19 protein-coding genes and 1 pseudogene are annotated in these 22,150 nt (G+C 65.4%); 9 read left to right on the top strand and 11 right to left on the bottom strand.

The annotated features are described in order from the left end of the window. Positions 1-91 precede the first annotated feature (91 nt). Positions 92-733 (bottom strand): glutathione S-transferase family protein, encoded by a 642-nt coding sequence (locus FJ953_RS01925; RefSeq protein WP_140622956.1) that lies wholly within the window; start codon positions 731-733, stop codon positions 92-94. A gap of 222 nt (positions 734-955) precedes the next feature. Here FJ953_RS01925 and FJ953_RS01920 point away from each other — a divergent pair, with 222 nt between their 5' ends. Beyond that, positions 956-1,261, top strand: a complete 306-nt coding sequence (locus tag FJ953_RS01920) for a hypothetical protein (RefSeq protein WP_140500102.1) — start codon at positions 956-958, stop codon at positions 1,259-1,261. 223 nt (positions 1,262-1,484) lie between these two features. Here FJ953_RS01920 and FJ953_RS01915 read toward each other — a convergent pair whose 3' ends face one another. The 3 genes from FJ953_RS01915 to FJ953_RS01905 form a co-directional block, all read right to left on the bottom strand. Then, a complete protein-coding gene (locus tag FJ953_RS01915) occupies positions 1,485-2,315 on the bottom strand; it encodes an aldo/keto reductase (RefSeq protein WP_140622954.1) in 831 nt (276 codons plus the stop codon). 160 nt (positions 2,316-2,475) lie between these two features. Then, positions 2,476-3,108, bottom strand: a complete 633-nt coding sequence (locus FJ953_RS01910; RefSeq protein WP_140622952.1) for a PQQ-binding-like beta-propeller repeat protein — start codon at positions 3,106-3,108, stop codon at positions 2,476-2,478. A gap of 36 nt (positions 3,109-3,144) precedes the next feature. Further along, positions 3,145-4,365: a helix-turn-helix domain-containing protein gene (locus tag FJ953_RS01905; protein WP_140622950.1), complete on the bottom strand. Its 1,221-nt coding sequence runs from the start codon at positions 4,363-4,365 to the stop codon at positions 3,145-3,147. 107 nt (positions 4,366-4,472) lie between these two features. Here FJ953_RS01905 and FJ953_RS01900 point away from each other — a divergent pair, with 107 nt between their 5' ends. Then, on the top strand, positions 4,473-5,225 hold the full coding sequence (locus FJ953_RS01900; RefSeq protein WP_140516075.1) for a DUF899 domain-containing protein: 753 nt from the start codon (positions 4,473-4,475) through the stop codon (positions 5,223-5,225). 120 nt (positions 5,226-5,345) lie between these two features. Next, positions 5,346-5,600 (top strand): annotated as a pseudogene (locus FJ953_RS01895) (hypothetical protein); the annotation flags it as partial. Positions 5,601-5,921: 321 nt separating this feature from the next. Here FJ953_RS01895 and FJ953_RS01890 read toward each other — a convergent pair. Together FJ953_RS01890 and FJ953_RS01885 are read right to left on the bottom strand one after the other, a co-directional pair. Next, positions 5,922-6,920, bottom strand: coding sequence for a bestrophin family ion channel (locus tag FJ953_RS01890; RefSeq protein WP_140622948.1), 999 nt, complete (start codon positions 6,918-6,920; stop codon positions 5,922-5,924). 56 nt (positions 6,921-6,976) lie between these two features. After that, complete coding sequence (locus FJ953_RS01885) at positions 6,977-7,591, bottom strand: TetR/AcrR family transcriptional regulator (RefSeq protein WP_140622946.1); 615 nt, start codon at positions 7,589-7,591, stop codon at positions 6,977-6,979. A gap of 311 nt (positions 7,592-7,902) precedes the next feature. Between FJ953_RS01885 and FJ953_RS01880 the strand changes: the two genes are divergently transcribed. From FJ953_RS01880 to FJ953_RS01870, 3 genes are read left to right on the top strand one after another with little or no spacing between them, the layout of a single operon-like run. Next, on the top strand, positions 7,903-8,382 hold the full coding sequence (locus FJ953_RS01880) for a (2Fe-2S)-binding protein (protein ID WP_140516079.1): 480 nt from the start codon (positions 7,903-7,905) through the stop codon (positions 8,380-8,382). Further along, positions 8,379-9,362 (top strand): xanthine dehydrogenase family protein subunit M, encoded by a 984-nt coding sequence (locus tag FJ953_RS01875; protein WP_140622944.1) that lies wholly within the window; start codon positions 8,379-8,381, stop codon positions 9,360-9,362. The genes FJ953_RS01880 and FJ953_RS01875 overlap by 4 nt, the downstream gene beginning before the upstream one ends. Next, entirely contained in the window at positions 9,359-11,656 is a 2,298-nt protein-coding gene (locus FJ953_RS01870; protein WP_140622943.1) for a xanthine dehydrogenase family protein molybdopterin-binding subunit, read from the top strand. Before FJ953_RS01875 ends, FJ953_RS01870 begins: the two co-directional genes overlap by 4 nt. Before the next feature lie 154 nt (positions 11,657-11,810). Here FJ953_RS01870 and FJ953_RS01865 read toward each other — a convergent pair whose 3' ends face one another. Further along, positions 11,811-12,860, bottom strand: coding sequence for a helix-turn-helix transcriptional regulator (locus tag FJ953_RS01865; RefSeq protein ID WP_246674686.1), 1,050 nt, complete (start codon positions 12,858-12,860; stop codon positions 11,811-11,813). Positions 12,861-13,146: 286 nt separating this feature from the next. Between FJ953_RS01865 and FJ953_RS01860 the strand changes: the two genes are divergently transcribed. Together FJ953_RS01860 and FJ953_RS01855 are read left to right on the top strand one after the other, a co-directional pair. Next, positions 13,147-14,106: an AraC family transcriptional regulator gene (locus FJ953_RS01860; protein WP_140622939.1), complete on the top strand. Its 960-nt coding sequence runs from the start codon at positions 13,147-13,149 to the stop codon at positions 14,104-14,106. 177 nt (positions 14,107-14,283) lie between these two features. Further along, positions 14,284-18,420, top strand: a complete 4,137-nt coding sequence (locus FJ953_RS01855; protein ID WP_348641801.1) for an autotransporter domain-containing protein — start codon at positions 14,284-14,286, stop codon at positions 18,418-18,420. Positions 18,421-18,470: 50 nt separating this feature from the next. On the opposite strand, the gene FJ953_RS01850 is transcribed toward FJ953_RS01855, so the two are convergent. The 4 genes from FJ953_RS01850 to FJ953_RS01835 all read right to left on the bottom strand — a co-directional run bounded on the left by FJ953_RS01850 (position 18,471) and on the right by FJ953_RS01835 (position 21,553). Continuing rightward, positions 18,471-19,352, bottom strand: coding sequence for a DMT family transporter (locus FJ953_RS01850; protein WP_140622938.1), 882 nt, complete (start codon positions 19,350-19,352; stop codon positions 18,471-18,473). Positions 19,353-19,481: 129 nt separating this feature from the next. Continuing rightward, positions 19,482-20,720: an arsenite efflux MFS transporter ArsK gene (arsK, locus tag FJ953_RS01845; protein WP_140622937.1), complete on the bottom strand. Its 1,239-nt coding sequence runs from the start codon at positions 20,718-20,720 to the stop codon at positions 19,482-19,484. Beyond that, positions 20,701-21,114 carry an arsenate reductase (glutaredoxin) gene (arsC, locus tag FJ953_RS01840; RefSeq protein WP_140622936.1) on the bottom strand — a complete coding sequence of 138 codons (414 nt, stop codon included), beginning with the start codon at positions 21,112-21,114 and terminating at the stop codon, positions 20,701-20,703. The genes arsK and arsC overlap by 20 nt, the downstream gene beginning before the upstream one ends. A gap of 85 nt (positions 21,115-21,199) precedes the next feature. After that, the gene (locus FJ953_RS01835; RefSeq protein WP_140622935.1) at positions 21,200-21,553 is read right to left on the bottom strand and encodes a metalloregulator ArsR/SmtB family transcription factor; all 354 of its coding nucleotides are present in this window, start codon (positions 21,551-21,553) and stop codon (positions 21,200-21,202) included. A 42-nt stretch (positions 21,554-21,595) separates the two neighbouring features. Here FJ953_RS01835 and FJ953_RS01830 point away from each other — a divergent pair, with 42 nt between their 5' ends. Beyond that, positions 21,596-22,132 (top strand): DUF6428 family protein, encoded by a 537-nt coding sequence (locus FJ953_RS01830; RefSeq protein ID WP_140582464.1) that lies wholly within the window; start codon positions 21,596-21,598, stop codon positions 22,130-22,132. The last annotated feature ends 18 nt before the right edge of the window (positions 22,133-22,150 follow it).

The raw sequence follows: 22,150 nt of genomic DNA, 5'->3' as shown, positions 1-22,150 counted from the left end.
TCGGATGGACGTGAAAACAAGCAGTTGAAGCGGAATCGCGATTCAAGCCCTGAAGCCTGGTCGACCGCTCCCGCGTCGTCTCACGCGGGCATCACCGTCCGGGGACCGGTGCCAATGCGGGCGCGTCCAGCCCCTGGAACGGATCGCGCCAGGCCTCGATCTCTTCGAGCCGGCGATACCAGCGCTCGATTTGGGGATAGTCGCCGAGCGGCAAGCGGGCGGCGTCGTTGAAGGGTAGGAACGTCGCCATGCGGAAATCGGCATAGGAGACCGAAGTCCCGGCCAGCCATGGCCGCCGGCCAAGTGCCGCCTCGAGGATCAGCGCTGTCCTGTGGAACTGTTCCAGTCCCTCCGCGACCTTTTCCGCGTCGATCGGACCGATGCCATAGCGCTGCTTGGTGCCGCGCTCGAAATGCACGATGTCACAGGCCCTGACGAACTCTTCCTTGCCCCAGCTCAGCCAACGGATCATCTCGGGTTCGTCGTCGCCCGCGCGCCAGAAATCCGAACCCATGTCGCGCGAAAGCCGGCAGGCTATGGCGTCCGCTTCCCAGAGGCTCCCTCCAGGCCAGGCCAGCAAGGGCAGGGAAAGATTGGGATTGAGCGGACGGAACCGCTCCGCCTGCCCCGGCGCCATGGGCGAAGCGAATTCGAACGCGACCTTCGCCCCGAGGTGACGGGCCACCGCGACTCCCAGGCGCGGATTGGGGTTGCGGCTGAAGAACAGTTTCATCTCCGCGTCCGCCCCGTGCGGTTTCGGCCCCGACCTTGTCACTCGCCATCGCCTCGCTCCTTGTTGCGGCATGCACGACAAGGACGGATAGCGCCGATCGAATCCGACAATGAGGTCGCGACCGCAAGGACCGGTTTTGCGAAAAGTCCGGGTTGACCGCTTCCGGACGCGAGGCGACTATCCCTCTCGAAGCATGGCAATGGATCCCGAGGAGGATGAGCGATGGATGAGCCCGACCGCTGGCGCCACATGTCAAGCGCGCCCAAGGACGGCAGCCGGATCCTCGTCACGGTCCGGCCGTCCGAGCAGGGGCCGGCGGAAGTCGACCTCGCCTATTGGTCGGATGGCGACCAGTTCGGCGAAGAAGGCTGGCGCGCGTCGGACTCCTCGCCCGGCCGCATCGTCGAATATGCCGAGCCCGAGCTGAAATGCTGGATGCCGATGCCCTCGGCCAACCTCGCCCGCGCCTCCATGCCCTCGCCCTGGGAAGGCGACGACGCCCAGCAGCTCGACGGCTCGGGGATTTGAGGCACTGAAGCTGCTGATCTCCTGAGACGCCGGCGGGACAGCCCCCCTCTGCCCTGCCGGGCATCTCCCCCACAAGGGGGGAGATCGGCTGTCGCGAATGCTTTCGCCAATCTTCAACGTTGAAGAATGTAGCGCCGGAGCCAAAGCTGCCAATCTCCCCCCTTGTGGGGGAGATGTCCGGCAGGACAGAGGGGGGCGCCGTAGAGTAAAAACGTTGGTGGCCTCAAAACAAGAACGCCGCCGTCGCAGGGTTCGGCCCGACGCGGCCATCGGCTGAATCCATGCCGCGGATGGCCTTCAGGTCCTGCGCGTCCAGTTCGAAATCGAAGACGTCGAAATTGGCCGATATGCGGTCCTGGTGGACCGATTTCGGGATGACGATCAGCCCTTCCTGGAGGTGCCAGCGGATCATCGTCTGCGCCGCGGACTTGCCGTGCTTTGCGGCGATGCCTGCTATGGTCGGGTCGCCGAGCAGCCTGCCGCTACCGAGGGGGCTCCAGCTTTCGGTGTGGATGTTGTGCCGGGCATGGAACTCCCTGATCTCGCGCTGCTGGAAACGCGGATGCAGCTCGATCTGGTTGACGGCTGGCGTGACGCCGGTTTCGCCGATGATGCGCTCCAGGTGATCCCGGTTGAAATTCGACACGCCGACCGATTTGATCCGGCCGGCTTTCTGCAGCTCGATCAATGTCTGCCAGGCCTCGACATATTTGTCCTGGCTGGGCACCGGCCAGTGGATGAGGAACAGGTCGATCTGTTCGATACCGAGCTTGTCCATCGTATCCTCGAAGGCGCGCAATGCGGCATCGCGCTGGTGCGCGCCGTTGCGCAGCTTCGAGGTGATGAACAGCTCGCCTCTCGGCACGCCCGCGCTCCGGATCGCCTCCCCGACGCCCTTCTCGTTCTGGTAGCCTTCGGCGGTGTCGATCAGCCTGTAGCCGGCCTTGATCCCCCAGCCCACCACCTTGGCGGTGATAGCGGGATCGACTTGCCACACGCCAAGGCCGAGCCGGGGAATGGTCGAGCCGTCGTTCAACGAAATCTGTTCAGGCATGGTCTGGTCCTCTGCGAAGATGGTCCAGCCTATCTAGGCCCGGCATCGGGCAACGGCCAGCCGGCGGCGGACAAATTGCCGAATCTGTGATCGACACAGACGATGCTCTTGTCGCTTGTCCGCAGGCGTCGGCACGTGAGCTCACCGCAAAGATCAGCCCTCATTTCGGTCGGCGCACGGTCCTCACCACGCCGCCCGGGCCGCCGCCGCAGAAGAAGCGGTCGCCGCCGTCGGATTCGAGCCCCGACACGCCCTTGCCGGGCGGCATGTCGAGCCGTTCCAGCACGTCTCCGGTCTTCGGGTCGACGCGCCGCACGTCGCTCTGGTCGCCTTCCCAGGTGCCGTGCCACAGCTCGCCATCGACCCAGGTCACGCCGGTGACGAAGCGGTTGGATTCGATGGTGCGCAGGACCGCCCCGGTCTCGGGATCGATCTGGTGGATCTTGCGCTGGCGGTTCTGCCCCACCCACAACGTGCCCTCGGCCCAGGTGAGGCCGGAATCGCCGCCACCGCCGGGCGCCGGAATGGTGGACAGCACCGCGCCGGTGCCGGGATCGATCTTCTGGATCCGGTCCTTGGCGAGCTGGTAGAGGTACTGGCCGTCATAGGCCGTCCCGGCATGCGCGGCGACATCGATCGAGCGCACCGCCTGCCCGCTCTCAGGGTCGAAGGCGGTGAGCCCCTTGCCCGAGGCAAACCAGACGTTCTGCCCGTCGAAGCTCACGCCATGCACGCTGTCCACGCCCGCAAAGGGGCCGTATTCGCGCAGGATCTCGGCCGCTGCATGTTTCATGTCCTTCATCCTCGCCTTTGATCGAATGATCCATTCCTAGCCGTTCGGCAAGGGCGCCGGGAGTAACAAGGTGGTCGTGAAACCCGCCACCGGCGGCGTCATCCAGCGGCGCGCCCGGCCGCGGCCGAACCATTGCACCTTGCCGGTCTCGGCAAGCTGCTCCAGCGCGCGCTGCACGCTGCGCTGGCTGGATGCGAGCGCCAGCGCCAGTGCCGAGCTCGACCAGGCTTCGCCGTCGGCGAGGAAGGCGAGCACTGCCGCATGCCGCTCCTCGAGAGGCCGCGCCAGCACCACCACTTCGCCGCCCCGTTTCGGCGCCAGCGAAAAACCGCGCTTCGTCGCCTGGATGTCGGCCAGCCCGCGCAGCTCGGCGCGCAGCCGGCCGATCTCGACCCGCAGCCGGGCGCGATGCGATTCATCGGCGTGCCTGCCGCCGAAGGCCCTGGCGATGAGCGCCGCACGCGGCATGTCGCCGGGCCAGGCCTCGGCCAACGCGCGCGCCAGCGCAAACAGCACCGGGCGCGTCGCCAGAGAGGCCCGCGCCTCCTGTCTGCGCACGGCATAACGAAGACCGTCGACCACCAGCGCTTCCGATGCCTGCAAGGTCTCGACTTCCTCGAGCAGCAGCGGATGCTCCTGGCCGTTCGCGATCAGCCGCGCCGCCGGCGTTGCCAGCACCCGGAACGCGCTGTCGACCTCGGCCATCAGTCCGGGAATGCCGGCCCGCCATGCGGCGTGGCGGGCCCGCTCGAGTGCCGCGCGCGCGGTCTTCGTCCTGAGGCGCCGCATGGCGATGCCGGCGACGACCAGCTCGTGCGCGGCCCGCGAAGCCGGCGGAAACGGCGTCGCATCGAGCCCGGCCAGCACCTGCTCGGCCTCGTCGAGACGGCCGATCAGCAACAGGAATCGCACTTCCAGGTGCCGCGCATGCGCGGCGTTCAGCCGGTCGCCTTGCTTTTCCAGCGTCGCCCGCGCCGCGTCGAGCGCCTTGGCCGGCCAGCCGAGGTCGCGCGAAACCAGCGCGATCTCGGCTTCGGCGATGACGCATCTGGCGCGCGCCACCGCTTCCCTCGGCCCGAAGGTGCGCCCCGCCCGCCGCAGCAGAGCCCTGGCCCGGTCGAGATCGCCGAGCTGCGCCATGGCGATGCCGCGCAGCGCCAGCGCCGGCGCGTCCTCGCGCAACGCCACGCGGTCGAGCGCGCCGAGCGGATCACCCGCCGCCAGCAACAGCCCCGCGGCCGTGATCAGCGAATCCATCAAAATCCCGCCACGGCGAATCCCGCCATACTTGTAACTCTCACCATCCCGCTGTCCGGCGCTATGTCAGTCCCGTCACATCAAACCGGAACAGCGAGGCAAAAGCCATGACCAAGCAAATGCACACACCGCCGATCGTTTCCCAGCAAGCATGGGAGGCGGCGCGCCAGCAGTTGCTCGTAAAGGAGAAGGCGACGCTCCGCGCCAAGGATGCGTTGGCCGCCGAGCGCCGCCGCATGCCGTGGATGGCCGTCGAGAAGGACTACACGTTCGAAGGACCCAACGGAAAGGCGAGCCTGCTTGACCTGTTCGAGGGCCGCCGCCAGTTGATCGTCTACCGCGCCTTCTTCGAGCCCGGTGTGTATGGCTGGCCCGATCACGCCTGCCGCGGCTGCTCGCTGGGCGCCGACCAGGTCTCTAACCTCGCCCATCTCAACGCCCGCGACACCACGCTGGCCTACGCTTCGCGCGCGCCGCAGGCCGACATTGCGCGGCTGAAGAAGCGGATGGGCTGGGCAATGCCCTGGTACACCATCACCGACAGCTTCGACAAAGACTTCGGCGTCGACGAATGGCACGGCCACAACATCTTCATCCGCGACAAGGACCGCATCTTCCGCACCTATCTGATCAACAACCGCGGCGACGAGGCGATGGGCACCGTCTGGAGTTACCTTGATGCCACGCCGCTCGGCCGCCAGGAGGTCTGGGAGGACTCGCCCGAAGGCTATCCGCAGACCCCGACCTACAAATGGTGGAACTGGAGCGACAACTACGACGCCGACACCGCGCCGGACAGGAAATGGGACGAAGTGTCTGCTGCCGGCGAGGCGGCGTTCCGCAACAAGGACGCCCAGTAGAGCCTGGCTAGAGCGCCGGCTCCACGCAAGCGCGGCCGGACGCTCTTCGCAAGGCGGCAGCTTTCCCAGAACCGCTGCAGCTTTCCGGGGTGGCGCCAATGCGCAACCGAGGAGAAAGACATGAGCGACCTCCATACAGGCGCCCGCCCCGGTCCCGATCAGGACGCGGCCCGCCTCGGCATCGCCGACTGGCTGGGCCTCGCCGCCGCGCCGACCTTCGCCCTGATGGCGCTGCTGGCCGGCATCTTCGGCGGCGATGCGGCGATGCTGTGCATGGGCACCTCTTCGCCGCTCACCGGCATGCCGGCCATGTACCTGCTGATGAGCGCCTTCCATCTGGCGCCTTGGCTGCGCGTGATTTCCAACAGGCAGGCGGGCCGGAAGAAAGCAAAGCGCTTGGAGAAAACTCTGCAAAAACAGAGCATTGCGCAAACCAGTTTGAATCGCCGATGCAACCCATCAAGGAGAAGAACCATGACACGGACGAGTGAGACGCACGGTCCCGACACACGGGAGCCGATCGAGGCGGAGCCGACACGGCGCGGCGACGAGCCGTCGCAACCCGCCAAGGGCTGCCCCTGGTGCACGCCCGAAAAGACCTGACGCTTCGACGGCGGCGCCGACGCGCCGCCCGGGGCGAAACACATCGCCAATGACGCCCGGGCGGTTCGCGCTTATCGCCGTAAGGCACTGGCCTTACGTCGCGATGTCGTTGACAGGCAGCAATGGCGCGGGAAGGTCGATCTCGCCGAGCCCGGTCCGCATTTCGATCTCTATATCGCGGCAGATCTGCGAGATCGGCACATCGTTGGCGTTGCCCTCGAAAGGGTTGGCGCTGCTCTCGCCGACCTGGTCGAGCGACATGTATGCCCAGCCCAGCAGCGTGCTGAACGGGATCGTCAGCCAGATCGCGATCGAGCCCAGCGCGCCGCCGAATTTGCCCATCTCGGCGAAGACCGGAACGACGCCGAACGGCAACAGCGTGCAGAAGATCATGACGAACATGGAACTGACGATGGCGTATTGGCGGGGATAGGGATTGTTCTTGATGCGGTCGCAGCGCGCCTGCTGGTCGTGGAAGTCGCGGATGAGTTTTGTCAGTTCGCCATAGATCTGCGGAGGAATCTTGGCATCCTTGAACAAGCCGTTGACCTGCACCGATTGCATTTCGAGCAAGGCGATCGCCGGGCGGGGCGATTTCAGGACGCCCTCGGTCTGCTCGGCCAGCAACGGCCGCAATTCGTCGGCAATCGAGCCCGTATCCTCCTGGACATGGTAACGCCGCCGGTATTCGATATTGGCGGCCCGCGCCATGGATTCCCATGGCATCGGCCGCCGCAGCGCGAAACGCAGCGCCGTCATCCAGGCGATGTGGCGATAGATGAGTTGCTTCGCTGTCGGGGCGTCGGTGAAGTCCCTGCAGAAATTGGACCACAACCGGCTGCTGGCCGTGATTTGCGCAAACGCCTGCAGCGCTTCACCGCTGCGGGTAAACACCTGCGAATTCTTGAAGCCGGCCACCAGTGACACCGTGGTGCCGAGCACCAGCACGACAGACCACGGCACCGAGAACCCGGCAAGTCCGGGAAAACGGTAGGCGGCCACCGCCAGTCCGCTCACCACCACCATGTAGATGACGCTGCGCCGCGACCAGAGCGCGAAATCCATCACCTTGTAGGAACGGCCCACATACATAGATGCCCCCAAATCGCGGACGTGCCCGCTAGCCGCAGGCCAGTCTCCAGTCGCCCTCACCTAGCCTTGGCGGCGCCGAACCGCAATCCGTCCATCAGCAGCCGGACCAGCCGGCGCGAGCGATCGCGCCAATCCGGGGTGTCGGGCGCCGAATAGATGCCGCCCAGCGCGTGCAGCACGTCGGACGCGTCGACATCGCCACGGATGGTGCCGTCGGCCACCGCCGCCTCGACCAATTGCCGCAACGCCGCCGAGACCCGACCCGACGTGTCGGAATAGAGATTGGCATTCGCCGTCAACAGGATGCGCAGGCTGGTCGCAAGCCCTCGCTTGGTGGCGATATAGTCGACGAAGCGCCGCATCCATTCTTCCAGCGCGACGTCGGACGGATGCTTTGTCGCCAGTTCGTCGGCGGCCGCGCACAGCCCTTCCACCTCGCGCCGGTAGACCACCTCGACCAGGTGCTCGCGCGTCGGGAAATGGCGGTAGAGCGTGCCGATGCCGACGCCCGCGCGGCGCGCGATCTCCTCCAGCGAGGCATCGATCCCGCGCTCGGCGAAGACCGAGGCCGCCACCTCGGCCAGCCGGTCGCGGTTGCGCTGCGCGTCGGCGCGCAACGGCTTGGCCTCTGCGGTCTTCTGGTCGGGGATGGCGGACGGCTCTGCGGCCAATTTTTTCTCCACTGTCGAAATATGGGGCTTGAACCCCATCGGGTCAGCCCCCACGTAATAAACGGAGGCGCCTCCGCTTTAGTGGAGCACCTTTATCATATAATCAGGGGAACCGGTATGTCACGTGCTGAAAGCTTGCAAGCCAAAGCCGATTTCCGCTGGAGAGTGACCGTGACCGCAAAGCTGCCAATCTCACCTCTTGCGAGGGAGATCGCTGTCTCGGCCGCTCCGCCTCCTCGATTGGCCTTGCCCTTCCCCGCCCCGACACCACTTCATTTCCCTCAGCGTCAAGCAACTGGAGCCAGACGCCCATGACGAACACCACAATCCCCGTCCATCTCGATATCAACGGCCAGCCGCATACGCTGGACCTCGAACCGCGCGTCACGCTGCTCGACGCCTTGCGCGACCGCCTCGGCCTGACAGGCACCAAGAAGGGCTGCGACCACGGTCAGTGCGGCGCCTGCACGGTGCATGTCGACGGCGAGCGCGTGCTGGCTTGCCTGACGCTGGCGGCACAGGCCGAAGGCCGCACCGTCACCACCATAGAGGGGCTTGCACGGGAGGGCGAACTGCATCCCGTGCAGGCTGCCTTCCTCGATCAGGACGCCTTCCAGTGCGGCTATTGCACATCTGGCCAGATCATGTCGGCGGTCGCCTGCATCCGCGAAGGCCATGCCGGCTCCGATGACGAGATCCGCGAATACATGGCCGGCAATCTCTGCCGCTGCGGCGCCTATCCGCACATCATCGCCGCCGTGCGCCAGGCAGCGCTGGAGGCCGCGTCATGAGGGATTTTTCCTATCTTCGCGCCGCCTCGGTCGACGCCGCACGCCAAGCGGCCGCCCTGCCCGGCGCCATGCTGCTGGCCGGCGGCACGACGCTGATCGACCTCGCCAAATGCGGCGTCGCCGAGCCCGATAGCCTGGTCGACATCAGCCATCTCAAGGGGCTCGATATCATCGAGATCGACGAGCGCGGCGCCGTCATCGGCGCGCTCGCCAGGATGAGCCATGTCGCCGACCACGCCGGCATCAAGGGCGGCTTTCCCGCCGTCTCGGAGGCGCTGTGGCAGGCGGCTTCGGCGCAGCTCCGCAACATGGCGACCGTCGGCGGCAATCTGATGCAGCGCACACGCTGCCCCTATTTCCGCGATCCCTCGAATTTTGCCGCCTGCAACAAGCGCGAGCCCGGCAGCGGCTGTTCGGCGATCGGCGGCGTCACCAGGGGCCATGCGGTGCTCGGCACCAGCGAGGCCTGCATCGCCACGTATCCCGGCGATCTCGCCACCGCGCTGGTCGCCTTCGATGCGGTGGTCCATCTCGGAGAACGCCGCGTCTTGGTCGACGACTTTTTCCTGCTGCCCGGCACCACGCCTCAGAAGGAACACGCGATCGAACCGGGCGAGATGATCACCGCCATCGAAATCCCGGGATCCGCCGCCGCCCGCCGCTCGAGCTACGTGAAGGTCCGCGACCGGCAGTCTTACGAGTTCGCCGCCGCCAGTGCCGCCGTCGGCCTCGAACTCGAGGCCGACGGGCGCACCGTCCGCGACCTGCGCGTCGCGCTCGGCGGCGTTGCCACGAAGCCCTGGCGGGCGCGCGCCGTGGAAGAGGCGCTGAAAGGCAAGGTGCTGGAGCCTGAGGCTGTCCGCGCGGCCAGCCTGCTCGCCGTCGAGGGCGCCGTCGACCATGGCGCCAACCACTACAAGATCGAGCTCGCGCCGCGCGTCGTGGCCAGAGCGATCCTCAAACTGGGAGAAGCGGCATGACCGTTCACATCGCAAGACATGGCGACGCCTCCGACGGCGTGCTGGCACAAGCCGTCGGAGGCCGGCTGTCGCGCGTCGACGGCCCGGCCAAGATCACCGGCGCGGCCAAATACGCCGTCGAACAGCAGCTCGAAGACTTGGCCTATGCCGTGCTGGTCGACAGCACGATCGCGTCCGGCAAGGTGCGCGCCATCGATACGGCGCAGGCTGAGGCGGCGCCCGGCGTGCTGCAAGTGCTGACGCCGGACACCATCATGGCCCTGAAAACCGCGTCGGACTGGTTCGGCACGCCCCCGCCCGACAAGCCTTATTGCCCGCTGGCGCGCGACATCAGCTTTTCGGGCCAGCATGTCGCCGCCGTGGTCGCGGAAACCTTCGAGCAGGCGGTTGCGGCAGCGGCCCTGGTCAAGGTCGACTATGACGAGACGCCGGCCATCGTCGACCTCAACGATGCCAAAGCCGGCGACGGCATTCCGATCGAGGCCATGACCAAGGAATGGGGCGACGCGCAGGCTGCCTTTGCGTCCGCCCCGGTCCGGATCTGCGCCGCCTACAACACGCCGCGCGAATACCAGGCGCCGATGGAGCCGCACGGCCTGATCGCCCGCTGGGAGGGCGACCGGCTCACCGTGTGGGAGCCGAGCCAATGGCTCGATGGCATGGCGCGCACCTATGCCGAGTGGTTCGATGTGCCGTTCGAGAATGTGCGGCTGGTCTCGCCCTATATTGGCGGCGGCTTCGGCTCCAAGGCGCTGGCGCTCGGCCACGGCGCGGTTGCCGCGAGTGCAGCCAAAATGCTCGGCCGGCCGGTGCGCCTGGTGATGACGCGCCCGCAGACCTTCACCGGCTATGGCGGCCGCGCCGCGACGCGCCAGACGGTGGCGCTCGGCGCGGATGCGGAAGGAAAAATCCAGTCGATCGTGCATCGCGGCGTCAATGAAACGTCGATCGATGGCATGTGGGTGGAGCCATTGGCCTCGGTTACCTCGATAATGTACGCGACGCCGAACTTTTCGTCCCGGCAGAACGTCGTGCGGGTGAATTCCGTGGTGCCGGGCGCCATGCGCGCGCCGGGCGAGAACCCTTCGGCCTTCGGCATCGAAAGCGCCATCGACGAGCTCGCCTATGAGGTTGGCATCGACCCGCTGGAGATCCGGCTGCGGAACTATGCCGAGCAGGACCCGGAAGTGAAAAAAGCCTGGTCCACCAGGCAGTTGCGCGAGGCTTTTGCCACGGGCGCCGAGCGCTTCGGCTGGGCCAGGCGCTCACCGGAGCCGCGTTCGATGCGCGACGGCAACCAGCTGATCGGCTGGGGCGTAGCCGCCGGTACCTATCCGGTGCGGCGCGCCTATGGCGAGGCGATCGTGCGCATCCTGGCCGACGGCTCGGTGGAGGTCGAAAGCTCCTCGATCGACATGGGCCAGGGCACCTACACCATCCTGGCGCAGACGGCGGCCGAGACGGTGGGCGTGCCGGCCGACGACGTCGTGGTGAAGCTGGGCGATTCCCGCTTTCCCCGCGCCGGCGTCGCAGGCGGCTCGCGCCTGGCCGGCGTCATGACCGGTGCCGTCTACAAGGCCGCGACCTCGGCGCTCGACCAGTTGGTCGGGTTGGCGATCAGCGACCCGCGCTCGCCCTTCCATGCGCTGCAGGCCAACACGCTGGTCGTCGCCAATGGCCGCATCACCGCACCGCGTGGCGACGGCCCCGATGTGTCGATCGCCGAGCTCCTCAAAAGCGTCGGCCGCGATCGCATCGAGGCGACAGGCGATACCATGCCGGCCAATTCGAGTGCCGAGGACCGCTACAGGAACTACACCACCATCGCCATGGCGCTGCCGCACACCGAAGGCGACTATTCCCGCCACTCCTGGTGCGCGCATTTCATCGAGGTCCGGGTCGACGAGGATTTCGGCACCGTGCGGGTCTCGCGCGTCGTGTCGGCGCTGGATTCGGGACGGCTCTACAATCCGAAGCTGGCGGAAAGCCAGTGGAAGGGCGGCATCATCATGGGCATCGGCCAGGCGTTGCTGGAAGAAGGCATCATCGACCGCCGCCACGGCCGCATCGTCAACAACAACCTCGCCGACTATCTGGTGCCGACCAATGCCGACATTCCCGACATCGAGGTGATTTCGGTCGGCATCCCCGACCCGCACTCCTCTGTGCTCGGCGGCAAGGGCGTCGGCGAACTGCCCATCGTCGGCGTGGCGCCGGCGATCGCCAACGCGGTGTTCCACGCGACGGGGAAAAGGGTGCGCGACTTGCCGATCACGCTGGAGAAGCTGATCTGAGCGGTGGAAGCGAGTAATCTCCCCCCCTTGAGGGGGAGATGGCCGGCAGGCCAGAGGGGGGCGGCCAGGCGCGATCCCGGCGAGCGAGCGCTTCGCGCCGGAGCCGCTCTGGAGGCGGTGAGCCGATCTCGCGCTGCGGACTACGCCTTCAGCCTCAATGCGCTGCCAGGGGCGTGCCTATGTCCGAGACGAGCTTGACGAGGTCGGCTTGGCGTCTCGTCCCGGTTTTGGCGAAGATACGATTGAGGTGTGTCTTCAAGGTGTTTTCGCCGATGCCGAGCGACAAAGCGCTCTTCGACGCCGACAATCCGCTGCCGATCCGCAGCAGGACCCGCGCCTCCGCGGGCGTAAGGTCGAACAGCGTGGTCAGGACGGCCTCCGGGAGAGGAGAAGCCGACGTTGTGGTCGATATGAAGACAGCCGCGCATGCCGGCCGGAAAGCCGCGCGCGCGGTTCCTTCGGTCAGCGGCAGCACATAGGCGACAGCGGCCGGCCGGCCTGGGGCCGAGACCGGCAGTCCTATGCCCCGGGCGCCAAGCGAAGCATCTGCGTTCGCGGCGCTGGCGATCGCTTCCAGCAGGGCGCGGGCGACCGCCGGATTCTGCGCCTGGAGCAGGCCGTTCCTGGAAAGAATCGGACCTTGCGCCGACAACATCCGTTCGGCAGCGCCATTGGCATGGAGGATGGCCCCGTTGGCGCCGGCAAGCACGACAGGCACTGCGAGATTGTCGAGCGCCTGGCGGTAAAGGCTGGCGGTAACGCGAGCCTGGTCGAGCAGGTCTCCGATCAGGGAAGCACGGCGCAGATGCGGCGAGAGCAACGCCAGGAAATGTTGGTCCTCGGCTGATATGATCCCCCTGTCGGCCCATGTGGTGCAACCCATGAGCCCGATCCGGTCCGATGTGTGGACGAATTTGGTGATGCAGGCTTCGCGCAATCCCTGCGGTTTGGCCCAATTCTGAAAAAATGCCGTCTGCCCGAGTTCGGCTTCGCTCATCAGCGACAGCGTCGCGACGGGCGTGTCGACGTCGCCGATGACCGCCGTCTTCAGACCGGGAATTGCATCAAAGTCATAGTCCTGGAGCACGCGCATTTGCACGGGATCCCAGGGCGATTGAGCGGCGAAGCGGCCATGATTGTCGGCGGTGCTGGCGAGCGCGATGGTTGTATAGGCCGCGTCCATGGCCGTCGTGATCCGAGTCATGACCCCGGCCCAGCCTTCCGGGTTCAAAACGCAATCGTAGATATCGCCGATAATGGAACCAAGGACTTCGCTGCTCAGCCTCTCCACCACGCCTCCAGACACACTGCGATCTCGCCTCGGAGAATTTTGTGGCGTCATACTTTTGGATGACGCCACTCCTGGCCGATCTCGATTAGGATTCAACTCGATTGCTTGACGCCAGCCGCCACTGTTGCCGGTTATTCTGCCGATTGAAAGTATGGCGATCGGTATTTTTTAAGCACGGATACTTTATCGAGGTTTTCCATTGTCGCGAAAGACGGTGTTTTCATCGGCTCAGTTGCCGCCGCATCTTGGCGAACGCGAGCGATTTTCCCTGTGGCAGGACATCCACGTCGCGGAAATCTGGTCGGTGGAATACGGCATATCGGAAAACCTGCCCTTCGAGGCCTCGATCGAAGCCACGGCTGTCGGTTCACTGGTTCTCGGTCAGATGTCCGGAACGATCAAGCAGGCGACAAGGAAGGCGAGCAACATCGCCGAGGACGACAATGACGGCTATTTGCTGTTGATCAACAAGGCCGACACCCTCTTGTCGGGCGTGCAGGTCGGCCGCGAATATGCCGTCGGTCGGGGAGAAGCGGTCCTCGTCACGGCCTCGGAGGCGCTGAAAATGACCGGTGCCGACAGCAATATCTGGACCAATGTGGTGGTCCCACGCGCGGTCCTCATGCGCGCCTTCCCGCAGATCGACGACCGGCTGGGGTTGAAGATCGGCGCCGACAACGAAGCCCTCGATCTTCTCAAGCGCTATTGCCAGCTTCTTGAAAGCGGCAGCCCGCTCGCCTCGGCCGATCTCATAACCCATGCGACGGACACGATCGTGGACCTGATCGGCCTGGTGACCGGGGCGAAAGGCCGGGCTGCCGAATTGGTCGGCCTTCGCGGCCTGCGCGCCGCCAGGCTGGAGGCGATCCTGGCAACGATTGCCGAGGATTTTGCCGATCCTGGCATCTCCGCCCAAGGTGTCGCGCAACAGCTCGGCCTGTCGGCGCGCTACGTCCATGATCTCCTTCAGGAAACCGGAGTGAGCTTCTCCGAGCGCGTTCTCGAACTGCGGTTGCAGAGCGCCCATAGGATGCTCTCTCAGAGACACAGCGACATGCGGGTCAGCGATATCGCGATGACGAGCGGGTTCAGCGATGTATCGTATTTCAATCGCTGCTTCCGTCGCCGTTTCGGCTATACGCCGACCAGCGCCAGATAGGGTTGCGGCATTTTCTGTGGCCGGCCCTGGCGCGGCGTCCGATTCTCTCTTTGAGAGGCCGGTGGAGCGGCACCTGCGCGATCGTGGCGCAGAACTGCCACAGTGCGCGCAAAAGGCTCGGCTTTTCGCTCCAGTCCAATTCCAGTGCGGCCCTGCCCAAGACAAGCCCGAGCTCCAATGACATGTCAGCCTCAGGGTGAAATGACTAACATGTCAGGGGTTTGGATGCCGCAGAATGGTTTTGGTGGCCGCAGGGCTAACGCATGGAAATATCTGGCGCTGACGTCGACCGCGCTGGTCGGACTCGGCCAGCCGATCGCCGCGACGGCGGCCGATGCCTGGACCGGCACCACCTCCACGGATTGGTTTACCACCGGAAACTGGAACGCTGGGTCAGTGCCGACGGCGGCCGATATTGTATATATCAGCAATTCGACACCGAATCCGACTGTTATCAACGCTGGCAACGCTTTTGCCGACGATATTTACCTTGGCTTTGTAGCTTCTTCGGACGGCAGCCTTGTCATTTCGAACGGCACGTTGACGACCGACCGAGCATTCTTATCCTGGGGGGATAACTCCACTTCTGATGTCACCGTAACAGGTGCGGGTTCCTCGTGGACCAGCAGCAGTTTGGTGGTTGGTAGTTTCGGGCTGGCTACGCTCTATATCCTCAATGGCGGTGTCGTGACGGATGCTGTGGGTATTGTTGCGGGCGGCAGCAACGTTCAAGGCGTCGTAAAGATCGATGGCGCCGGCTCAACGTGGCTTAACACTGATAGCCTCACGGTCGGCAGTTCCGGCGTTGGTGCGGTAACGGTTTCCAACGGCGGCAACGTCATCAGCGACAGCGCCTATATTGGCCAATATTCAGATTCGATCGGCTCGGCGACGATCGATGATGCCACCTGGACAAACAATGGAACGCTCTATGTCGGCCATGATGGCGACGGCGCGTTGATAATCACCAACGGCGGTGTGGTTAGCAATGCTGATGCCATGGTGGGCTACAGCACCGATTCAGCCGGTAAGGTGATGGTCGATGGCATCGGCTCAACCTGGCTCAACAGCGGGAACTTGTCCGTCGGCGTCGACGGGACAGGTACGTTGATGGTCTCGAACAGCGGAAAGGTCAGCAATACTTCAGGTTATATTGGCGCCTCCGCGGGTTCGACCGGCAAGGTGTTCGTCGACAACTCGACCTGGACAAACAGCGGATCGCTGAGTGTCGGCGATTTCGGCACCGGCATTCTGGCGATCAGCCATGGCGGCGACGTCAGCTCCAATGGGGGGACTATTGGCGCGAATGCCGGCTCGACCGGCAGCGTGTTCATCGAAAATGCCGGCTCGACCTGGACTAACAGTTCCGACCTGGCTGTCGGCGATTTCGGCACCGGCACGCTAGCGATCAGCAACGGCGGCGCTGTCAGCAATAACAAGGCCTATGTTGGCAAGTCGGCGGGCTCGACCGGCATCGTGATAGTCGTCGACTCAACCTGGACAAACAGCGGGTCGCTGATCGTCGGCGATTTCGGCAAGGGCGCTCTGCAGATCACGCAAGGCGGCGCGGTCAGCAACAGTTGGGCAACTGTTGGCGCGAAGGCGGGCTCGACCGGCATCGTATTCGTCGACGGTGCCGGCTCGACCTGGACAAACAGTTCGGACCTGATCGTTGGCGATCAGGGCACAGGTACGCTGACGGTTTCGAACAAGGGCACGGTCAGCAATCAGAACGGCATTTTGGCAAATGTTGCGGGCTCCACCGGCACGGCGACGGTCGAGGGTGCAGGCTCGACCTGGGCCAGCGTAGCCCTTTTCGTCGGTTTCGCCGGCACGGGCGAACTGAACATCCTCAACGGCGGCGCGGTCAACAGTGGCCTGGGCTTCGTTGGTTTCGGTTCGGGTTCCGCCGGCACAGTGACCGTCGACGGCGGGGGATCGACCTGGACAAACAGTTCCAACCTGTTCGTCGGCGATCAGGGTACCGGCACGCTGAATATCTCGAACGGCGGCAAGGTTAGCGATACCACAGGCTATGTGGGCGCATTCTCTGGCTCGACCGGCACGGTGACGGTCGACGGCGGGGGTTCGGCCTGGAACAACAGCTCGGACCTGTTCGTAGGCGGTTTCAGCACGGGTACTCTGACGATCTCGAACAGCGGCACGGTCAGCAATGGCTGGGGCTATATCGGCTACGTTGCCGGTTCGACCGGCATGGCGGCGGTTGACGGCGCGGGATCGAAGTGGACGAACAGCGGGGACCTCTATGTCGGAGGCTTTGGCACGGGCACGGTGACGGTTTCGAAAGGCGGCGTGGTCAGCAATGGCTTGGGCTTGGTTGGCTACGCCGCAGGTTCGGTCGGCACGGTAGCGGTCGACGGCGCCGGCTCGACATGGGCCAGCAGCGGAGATCTCGATGTCGGCGTTAGTGGAACAGGCACGCTGACGATTGCCAATGGCGGCGCGGTGTCGAGCGGCGGCGTGGTCAACATCGCCGCCATGGCGGGCTCCGTCGGCACGCTCAACATCGGTGCGGCGAGCGGATCGCCAGCGGCGGCCGCGGGCACGCTCAATGCGGCGAGCGTCCAGTTCGGGCCGGGCGCGGGTGCGATCAACTTCAACCACACCGATACGAACTACGCCTTCGCGTCGGCGATCGGTGGCGCAGGCACGATCAACCAGATCGCCGGCGCGACGAACCTTACCGCCGATTCGAGCGGCTTCACCGGTGCCACCAATGTGGATGGCGGGCGGCTGGCCGTAAATGGTTCGCTGGCCAATTCGCTGGTGACGATCTTCGGTGGCACGCTGGGCGGCAACGGCACGGTGGGCGGTGTCATGGCGCGGTCGGGCGGCATCATCGCACCCGGCAATTCGATCGGCACGCTCAACGTCGCGGGCAATCTCGACCAGGCGGCGGGCTCGATCTATCAGGTCGAGCTGACCTCGACCGGCCAGTCCGATCTCATCCACGCGACGGGCACGGCGACGATCGCCGCCGGTGCGGTCCTCGACGTGATCAAGACCGACGCAGCACCTTACGTGGCGGGCACGCATTACACCGTGCTGCAGGCAGACATGGGCGTCACCGGCACCTACACGCTCAGCGGCCTAGGCCCGTTCACCGGCCTTTTCGCGAGTTACGACCCGACGCATGTCTATCTCGACGCGACGCAGGCAAAATCCTTCGCCGAGGTCGGCCTGACGCCAAACCAGATCGCCACCGGCGGTGGTGCCGAAAGTCTTGGCAGCGGCAATCCGCTGTTCGATGCGATATTTGCTTTGCCGAGCGAAGCAGCCGCCCAGGACGCCTTCGACCAGCTTTCCGGGGAAATCCACGCCTCGGCCAAGAGCATGCTGCTTGAAGACAGCCGCTTCGTCCGCGACGTGGCCAGCAATCGCATTGCTGCTGCCTTTGGCGATGGCGGCGCGGCGGCGCTGCCGGTCATGGCCTATGGCGAAGGTGGACCGGAAATGGTGGCGGCCGATACCGACCGCTTCGCCGTCTGGGGCCAGGTGTTCGGTTCGTGGAGCAACACCGACAGCGACGGCAATGCCGCCGCCTTCGATCGCTCGACCGGCGGCCTGCTGGCCGGCGCCGACACTTTGGTCGGCGGCTGGCGTGTCGGCGTGCTCGGCGGCTACGGCCATTCCTCCTTCGATGCCGACGACCGCGATTCGTCAGGCAAGAGCGACAGCTACCATCTCGGTCTCTATGGCGGCACGAACTGGGGCGCCATCGCCTTCCGCAGCGGTGCAGCCTATAGCTGGAGCAGCATCTCGACCAGGCGCTCGGCTACTTTCAACGGCTTTGCCGATCAACTGTCGGCGGACTACGACGCCGGCACCGCGCAAGTGTTCGGCGAACTCGCTTACAAGGCTGATGCCAGCGGCTTCCATTTCGAACCCTTCGCCAACCTCGCCTATGTCAGCGTGCACACCGACGGCTTCACCGAAACGGGTGGTGCCGCGGCGTTGACCAGCGCCAGCACAAACAACGACGCCACCTTCACCACGCTCGGCCTTCGCGGGGCGACCGACTTCGCGCTTGGCGGCATCGATGCCACCGCTCGCGGCATGCTCGGCTGGCGTCACGCCTTCGGCGATGTCACGCCGACCTCCGCTTTCGCCTTCGCCGGCCGCGATCAATTCACCATCGCCGGCGTGCCGATCGCCAGGGATGCCGCGGTGATCGAGGCCGGCCTCGATCTCAACATGTCGGCCAATGCGACGCTCGGCCTGTCCTATACCGGCCAGTTCGGCAGTGGCACGGTCGACCAGGGCGCGAAGGTCGATCTGGGCGTGAAGTTCTGAACGACGGTGACGAAACGGCTTTGCAGCACGAACCTGCACGCTGATCCGCCCTACTCCGGCGACGGCACCGGCGGCTTCGAGGTCAGTGCGGTGCCGGCGGCCGCGACGATGACGGCGGCGATGCCGGCCAGTTGCGGCGCGGTCAGGCTCTCATGCAGGAACAGGAAGCCGGCCAGCGCGCCGAGCCCTGGCTCCAGGCAGGTCAGCGTGCCGTAGATGCGGGCCGGCATCCGGGTCAGCGCCACCATCTCCAGAAAGAACGGCAGCGCGCTCGAGAACAGGCCGACGAGCAAGGCACTGACCAGGATCGACGGCGCGAGCAGGCCCGCTCCCGCCTGCGCCACGCCGAAAGGCAGCACCAGCACGGCGGCAATCGCCATGCCGTAGGCGGTGGTGCGGGTGCCGAGCTCGGCGCCCGCCTTCTGCGCCAGCACGATGTAGAGCGCCCAGAAACCGCCGGCCGCCAGCGCCAGCATCACCCCAATCGGATCGAGCGGCTGGAGCGAACGGATGAAGGGTGACAACAGCACGATGCCGGCGACCGCCAACGCGATCCAGGCAAAGTCGCCCGCCCGCCGCGAGGTCAGCGTCGCCACCAGCAGCGGTCCCGAAAACTCCAGCGCCACCGCGACGCCGAGCGGAATCGTGGCGAGCGCGGCGTAGAACAGGAGGTTGAGCGCGCACAGCGTCACGCCATAGGCGACCAGCCACGGCATGGTGGCGCGCGAAGGTCGTATCTGCCAAGGCCGTAGCACGGCGATCAGCATCAGCGCGCCGACGACCAGCCTCAGCGTCGTCGTGCCCTGCGCGCCGATCACCGGAAACAGGCTCTTGGCGAAAGTGGCGCCGATCTGGATCGACACCATGGCGCCCAACAGCGCCATCACGGGCAAAGGCGCCGCTTCGCGACCGGCAACCGGCGTCGATGTCACTTGATCCCGTCCTCCGTGCGCCATCAGGCAAACGCTGCGTCATGGGAGATAGGGCGAACCGGCCCGCTCGTCGTGAGGCAGGGCCGGCATGTCGATGGGGCAAGAAAGGGCCGGACGAGCCGGCCGCCCTCAGACGCGGCCGTTGCGCGCGTTCGGCAGTCTCGTGATCGCTGTCAGGACCAACAGCGCGGTGCCGCCCAGAAACGCCATGGCCCCCAGCGACCAGGCAATGCCGACATTGACGATGGCAAAGGCCAGCGCAAAGGGCGCGACGGCCGAAACGAGCAGCCGGGCCGATGTGACGCGCCCCTGCAGACGGCCATAGTCCGCACTGCCGAACAATGTCAGCGGCAGGGCGCCGATGACGATGCTGAAAAGCCCGTTGCCCATGCCGAAGACAACGGCGAAAACCATCGCGCCTACGACGGAAGGCGCCGTGCAGTTCAGCACGACGACCCCGCTCGTCATCAGGCCGGCCGAGATGATGGCCAGCGTCAATGGCGGCAGGTTGATGCCGAAGATCATGTTGATGAAGCGGCTCAACACTTGTGACGGCCCGAACAGCGTTCCGACGACGGCGGCGGTCGCCCCGAGGCCAAGTCCGGAAAGCAGCGGCACCATATGCACCAGGACAGCGGCGCCAAGCAGGTTCTGCAGCGAAAAGGCGATGACCATCAACGCGAAGCCGAGCGGCCGCGCCGAGGCCGGAAGCGATCCCTGGACATGCCGTGGCGGCTCGGTCGCCGAGCGCCTGCTCTTGGCCAGCCCGTGGGAGAGCCAGGCGTGCAGCGGCAGGCAGACGAGCAGGTTCAGCCCCGCGAAGACGAGATAGACGGTTCGCCATGACATCTGCGCGTGCAGGGCCGAGGTGATCGGCCAGAACACGGTCGATGCGAAGCCGGCGATGAGGGTGAGATAGGTGATGCTACGTTGCGCCGCGCGCGGCCTTATCTGCACAAGCAGCGCGAAAGCGGCGCCGTACTGGACCAGGTTCGATGCCACTTCCAGCACGATCAGCGCCGCCACAAAGGCCCCGGCCGCCGGCGCGTAGGCACAGGCGGCGAGCGCAGCCGCGGCAAGGATCGAGCCGGCGGTCATGATCTTGCCGGCGCCGAAGCGGTCGATCCAGTTTCCGAGCCAGGGCGCCGTCAGGCCGCCAACCAGCAGAGCCGCCGAGAGCGCGCCGAAAATCCATTCGGTCGGCCAGTCCAGATCCCTGGCCATATCGGCGGCGAGAATGCTGAAACTGTAGTACAGCGTGCCGTAGCCGATGATCTGGGTGACGCCGAGGGCGGCAATGGCGGTCAGCGGCGAGCGCTCCGGGAATTCGAGATCGGAAAGGCTTCGATCACTTGATGCCACGGTCATGGTTCACTACCTCGCCATCTTCCTTGGTGAAGCGGACCACCGGATGGTCGAGCAGATCGAGCACGAGCTCGGACGGACGGCACAGCCGCGTCCCCTTGGGCGTCTCGACGATCGGCCGGTTGATCAGGATCGGATGCCTCAGCATGGCGTCGATCAGCTGTTCATCGGTCCATTTGGCGTCACCCAGGCCGAGTTCGGCATAGGGCGTACCCTTTTCGCGCAGCAAGGCGCGCGCGGGAATTCCCATGGCGGCGACCAGCTGGCGCAAGCGGTCCCGGCTGGGCGGATGTTTCAGATACTCGATGATGTCAGGCTTCTCGCCGCTCGCCTGGATCATGGCAAGCGTGTTGCGCGAGGTGCCGCAGTCGGGATTGTGGAAGATCGTAGCGGTCATGGCTTGGCCTCGACGGCAAGAGGTTGGATTTCGGATTGCTGATGCGGCGCGGTCGGGACGATCGCCCGGGCTGTCGGCGCGACGATCACTGAACCGGTCCCTTCACATCGGCGGCGCAGCAGTCTGGAGCCAACGCCGAAGCGCGGATCTCCAGCCGGCCGGAGCAGCAATCCTCCATCAGGAAACGGATGAGGCCGCTCAACGCGTCATATTCGGCGCTGTAGACCATGGAGCGCGAATCGCGCCGCACGCTGATCAGCCCTGCCCGCTCGAGCTCCTTCAGGTGGAAGCTTACATTCGAGGCCGAGACCTCGACTTTTTCGGCGATGGTGCCGGCGGCAATTCCGTCGGGACCGGCAATCACCAGATGCCGCAGGATGCGCAGGCGCGTTTCTTGCGAAAGAGCCGCAAAGGCGGAAAGGGCTTGACGTTCATCCATATTTCAACAATCCTAAAAACGTTGAAACAAGGATTACCGCACATGCTCGTTTCTGACAATCGGGAATTTGAACCCGCTGACGTCGTTGATCCCGACGACATCACCATCGCTGGCCTGCTGGAGTTTCTGGCGGGCTACAAGGACCGGCCGCTGGTGTTCTTCTATGACGGCCGGCCGGTGCGACCTGGCTACCACGTCACCGAAGTGAAGGCCGGCCAGTTCGCTGCGCTGGACTGCGGTGCAAACCCGGAATCCTGGGCCGAGATCTTCGTGCAGCTCTGGGACGTCGAGGAGGACCGCACGCATATGCCGGCCGGGAAATTCTCGGCGATCATCCGCAAGGTGACGGAGCATGTCGGGCTCGACCATTCCGCCAAGCTCACTTTCGAAGTCAGCGACGGCGTGCGCCCGATGCAGCTCTACCGCGCCGCGCTCCCCCGGCTCGCGGGTGATGCGGTGCATGTCGAGCTTTCGCCGCGGCCGGCAAGCTGCAAGCCGCGCGACCGCTGGCTGGAGGAGGAAAGGAAAGCCAAGGCCTGCTGCGGACCTTCGGCCGGACCCCAACCTTGCTGCGGCTAACGCTTCGCAGCCGAGCAG

The organism is Mesorhizobium sp. B2-3-6 (assembly GCF_006442305.1).
GTDB lineage: Bacteria > Pseudomonadota > Alphaproteobacteria > Rhizobiales > Rhizobiaceae > Mesorhizobium.
This window is presented reverse-complemented; position numbering and strand designations above follow the sequence as displayed.

What these genes read in the sequence shown, in the direction of transcription:
- FJ953_RS01925 (WP_140622956.1), bottom strand. Translation starts at nt 733, where the DNA reads ATGAAACTGTTCTTCAGCCGCAACCCCAATCCGCGCCTGGGAGTCGCG.
- FJ953_RS01920 (WP_140500102.1), top strand. Translation starts at nt 956, where the DNA reads ATGGATGAGCCCGACCGCTGGCGCCACATGTCAAGCGCGCCCAAGGAC.
- FJ953_RS01915 (WP_140622954.1), bottom strand. Translation starts at nt 2,315, where the DNA reads ATGCCTGAACAGATTTCGTTGAACGACGGCTCGACCATTCCCCGGCTC.
- FJ953_RS01910 (WP_140622952.1), bottom strand. Translation starts at nt 3,108, where the DNA reads ATGAAACATGCAGCGGCCGAGATCCTGCGCGAATACGGCCCCTTTGCG.
- FJ953_RS01905 (WP_140622950.1), bottom strand. Translation starts at nt 4,365, where the DNA reads ATGGATTCGCTGATCACGGCCGCGGGGCTGTTGCTGGCGGCGGGTGAT.
- FJ953_RS01900 (WP_140516075.1), top strand. Translation starts at nt 4,473, where the DNA reads ATGACCAAGCAAATGCACACACCGCCGATCGTTTCCCAGCAAGCATGG.
- FJ953_RS01890 (WP_140622948.1), bottom strand. Translation starts at nt 6,920, where the DNA reads ATGTATGTGGGCCGTTCCTACAAGGTGATGGATTTCGCGCTCTGGTCG.
- FJ953_RS01880 (WP_140516079.1), top strand. Translation starts at nt 7,903, where the DNA reads ATGACGAACACCACAATCCCCGTCCATCTCGATATCAACGGCCAGCCG.
- FJ953_RS01875 (WP_140622944.1), top strand. Translation starts at nt 8,379, where the DNA reads ATGAGGGATTTTTCCTATCTTCGCGCCGCCTCGGTCGACGCCGCACGC.
- FJ953_RS01870 (WP_140622943.1), top strand. Translation starts at nt 9,359, where the DNA reads ATGACCGTTCACATCGCAAGACATGGCGACGCCTCCGACGGCGTGCTG.
- FJ953_RS01865 (WP_246674686.1), bottom strand. Translation starts at nt 12,860, where the DNA reads ATGACTCGGATCACGACGGCCATGGACGCGGCCTATACAACCATCGCG.
- FJ953_RS01855 (WP_348641801.1), top strand. Translation starts at nt 14,284, where the DNA reads ATGACATGTCAGCCTCAGGGTGAAATGACTAACATGTCAGGGGTTTGG.
- arsK (WP_140622937.1), bottom strand. Translation starts at nt 20,720, where the DNA reads ATGACCGTGGCATCAAGTGATCGAAGCCTTTCCGATCTCGAATTCCCG.
- arsC (WP_140622936.1), bottom strand. Translation starts at nt 21,114, where the DNA reads ATGACCGCTACGATCTTCCACAATCCCGACTGCGGCACCTCGCGCAAC.
- FJ953_RS01835 (WP_140622935.1), bottom strand. Translation starts at nt 21,553, where the DNA reads ATGGATGAACGTCAAGCCCTTTCCGCCTTTGCGGCTCTTTCGCAAGAA.
- FJ953_RS01830 (WP_140582464.1), top strand. Translation starts at nt 21,596, where the DNA reads ATGCTCGTTTCTGACAATCGGGAATTTGAACCCGCTGACGTCGTTGAT.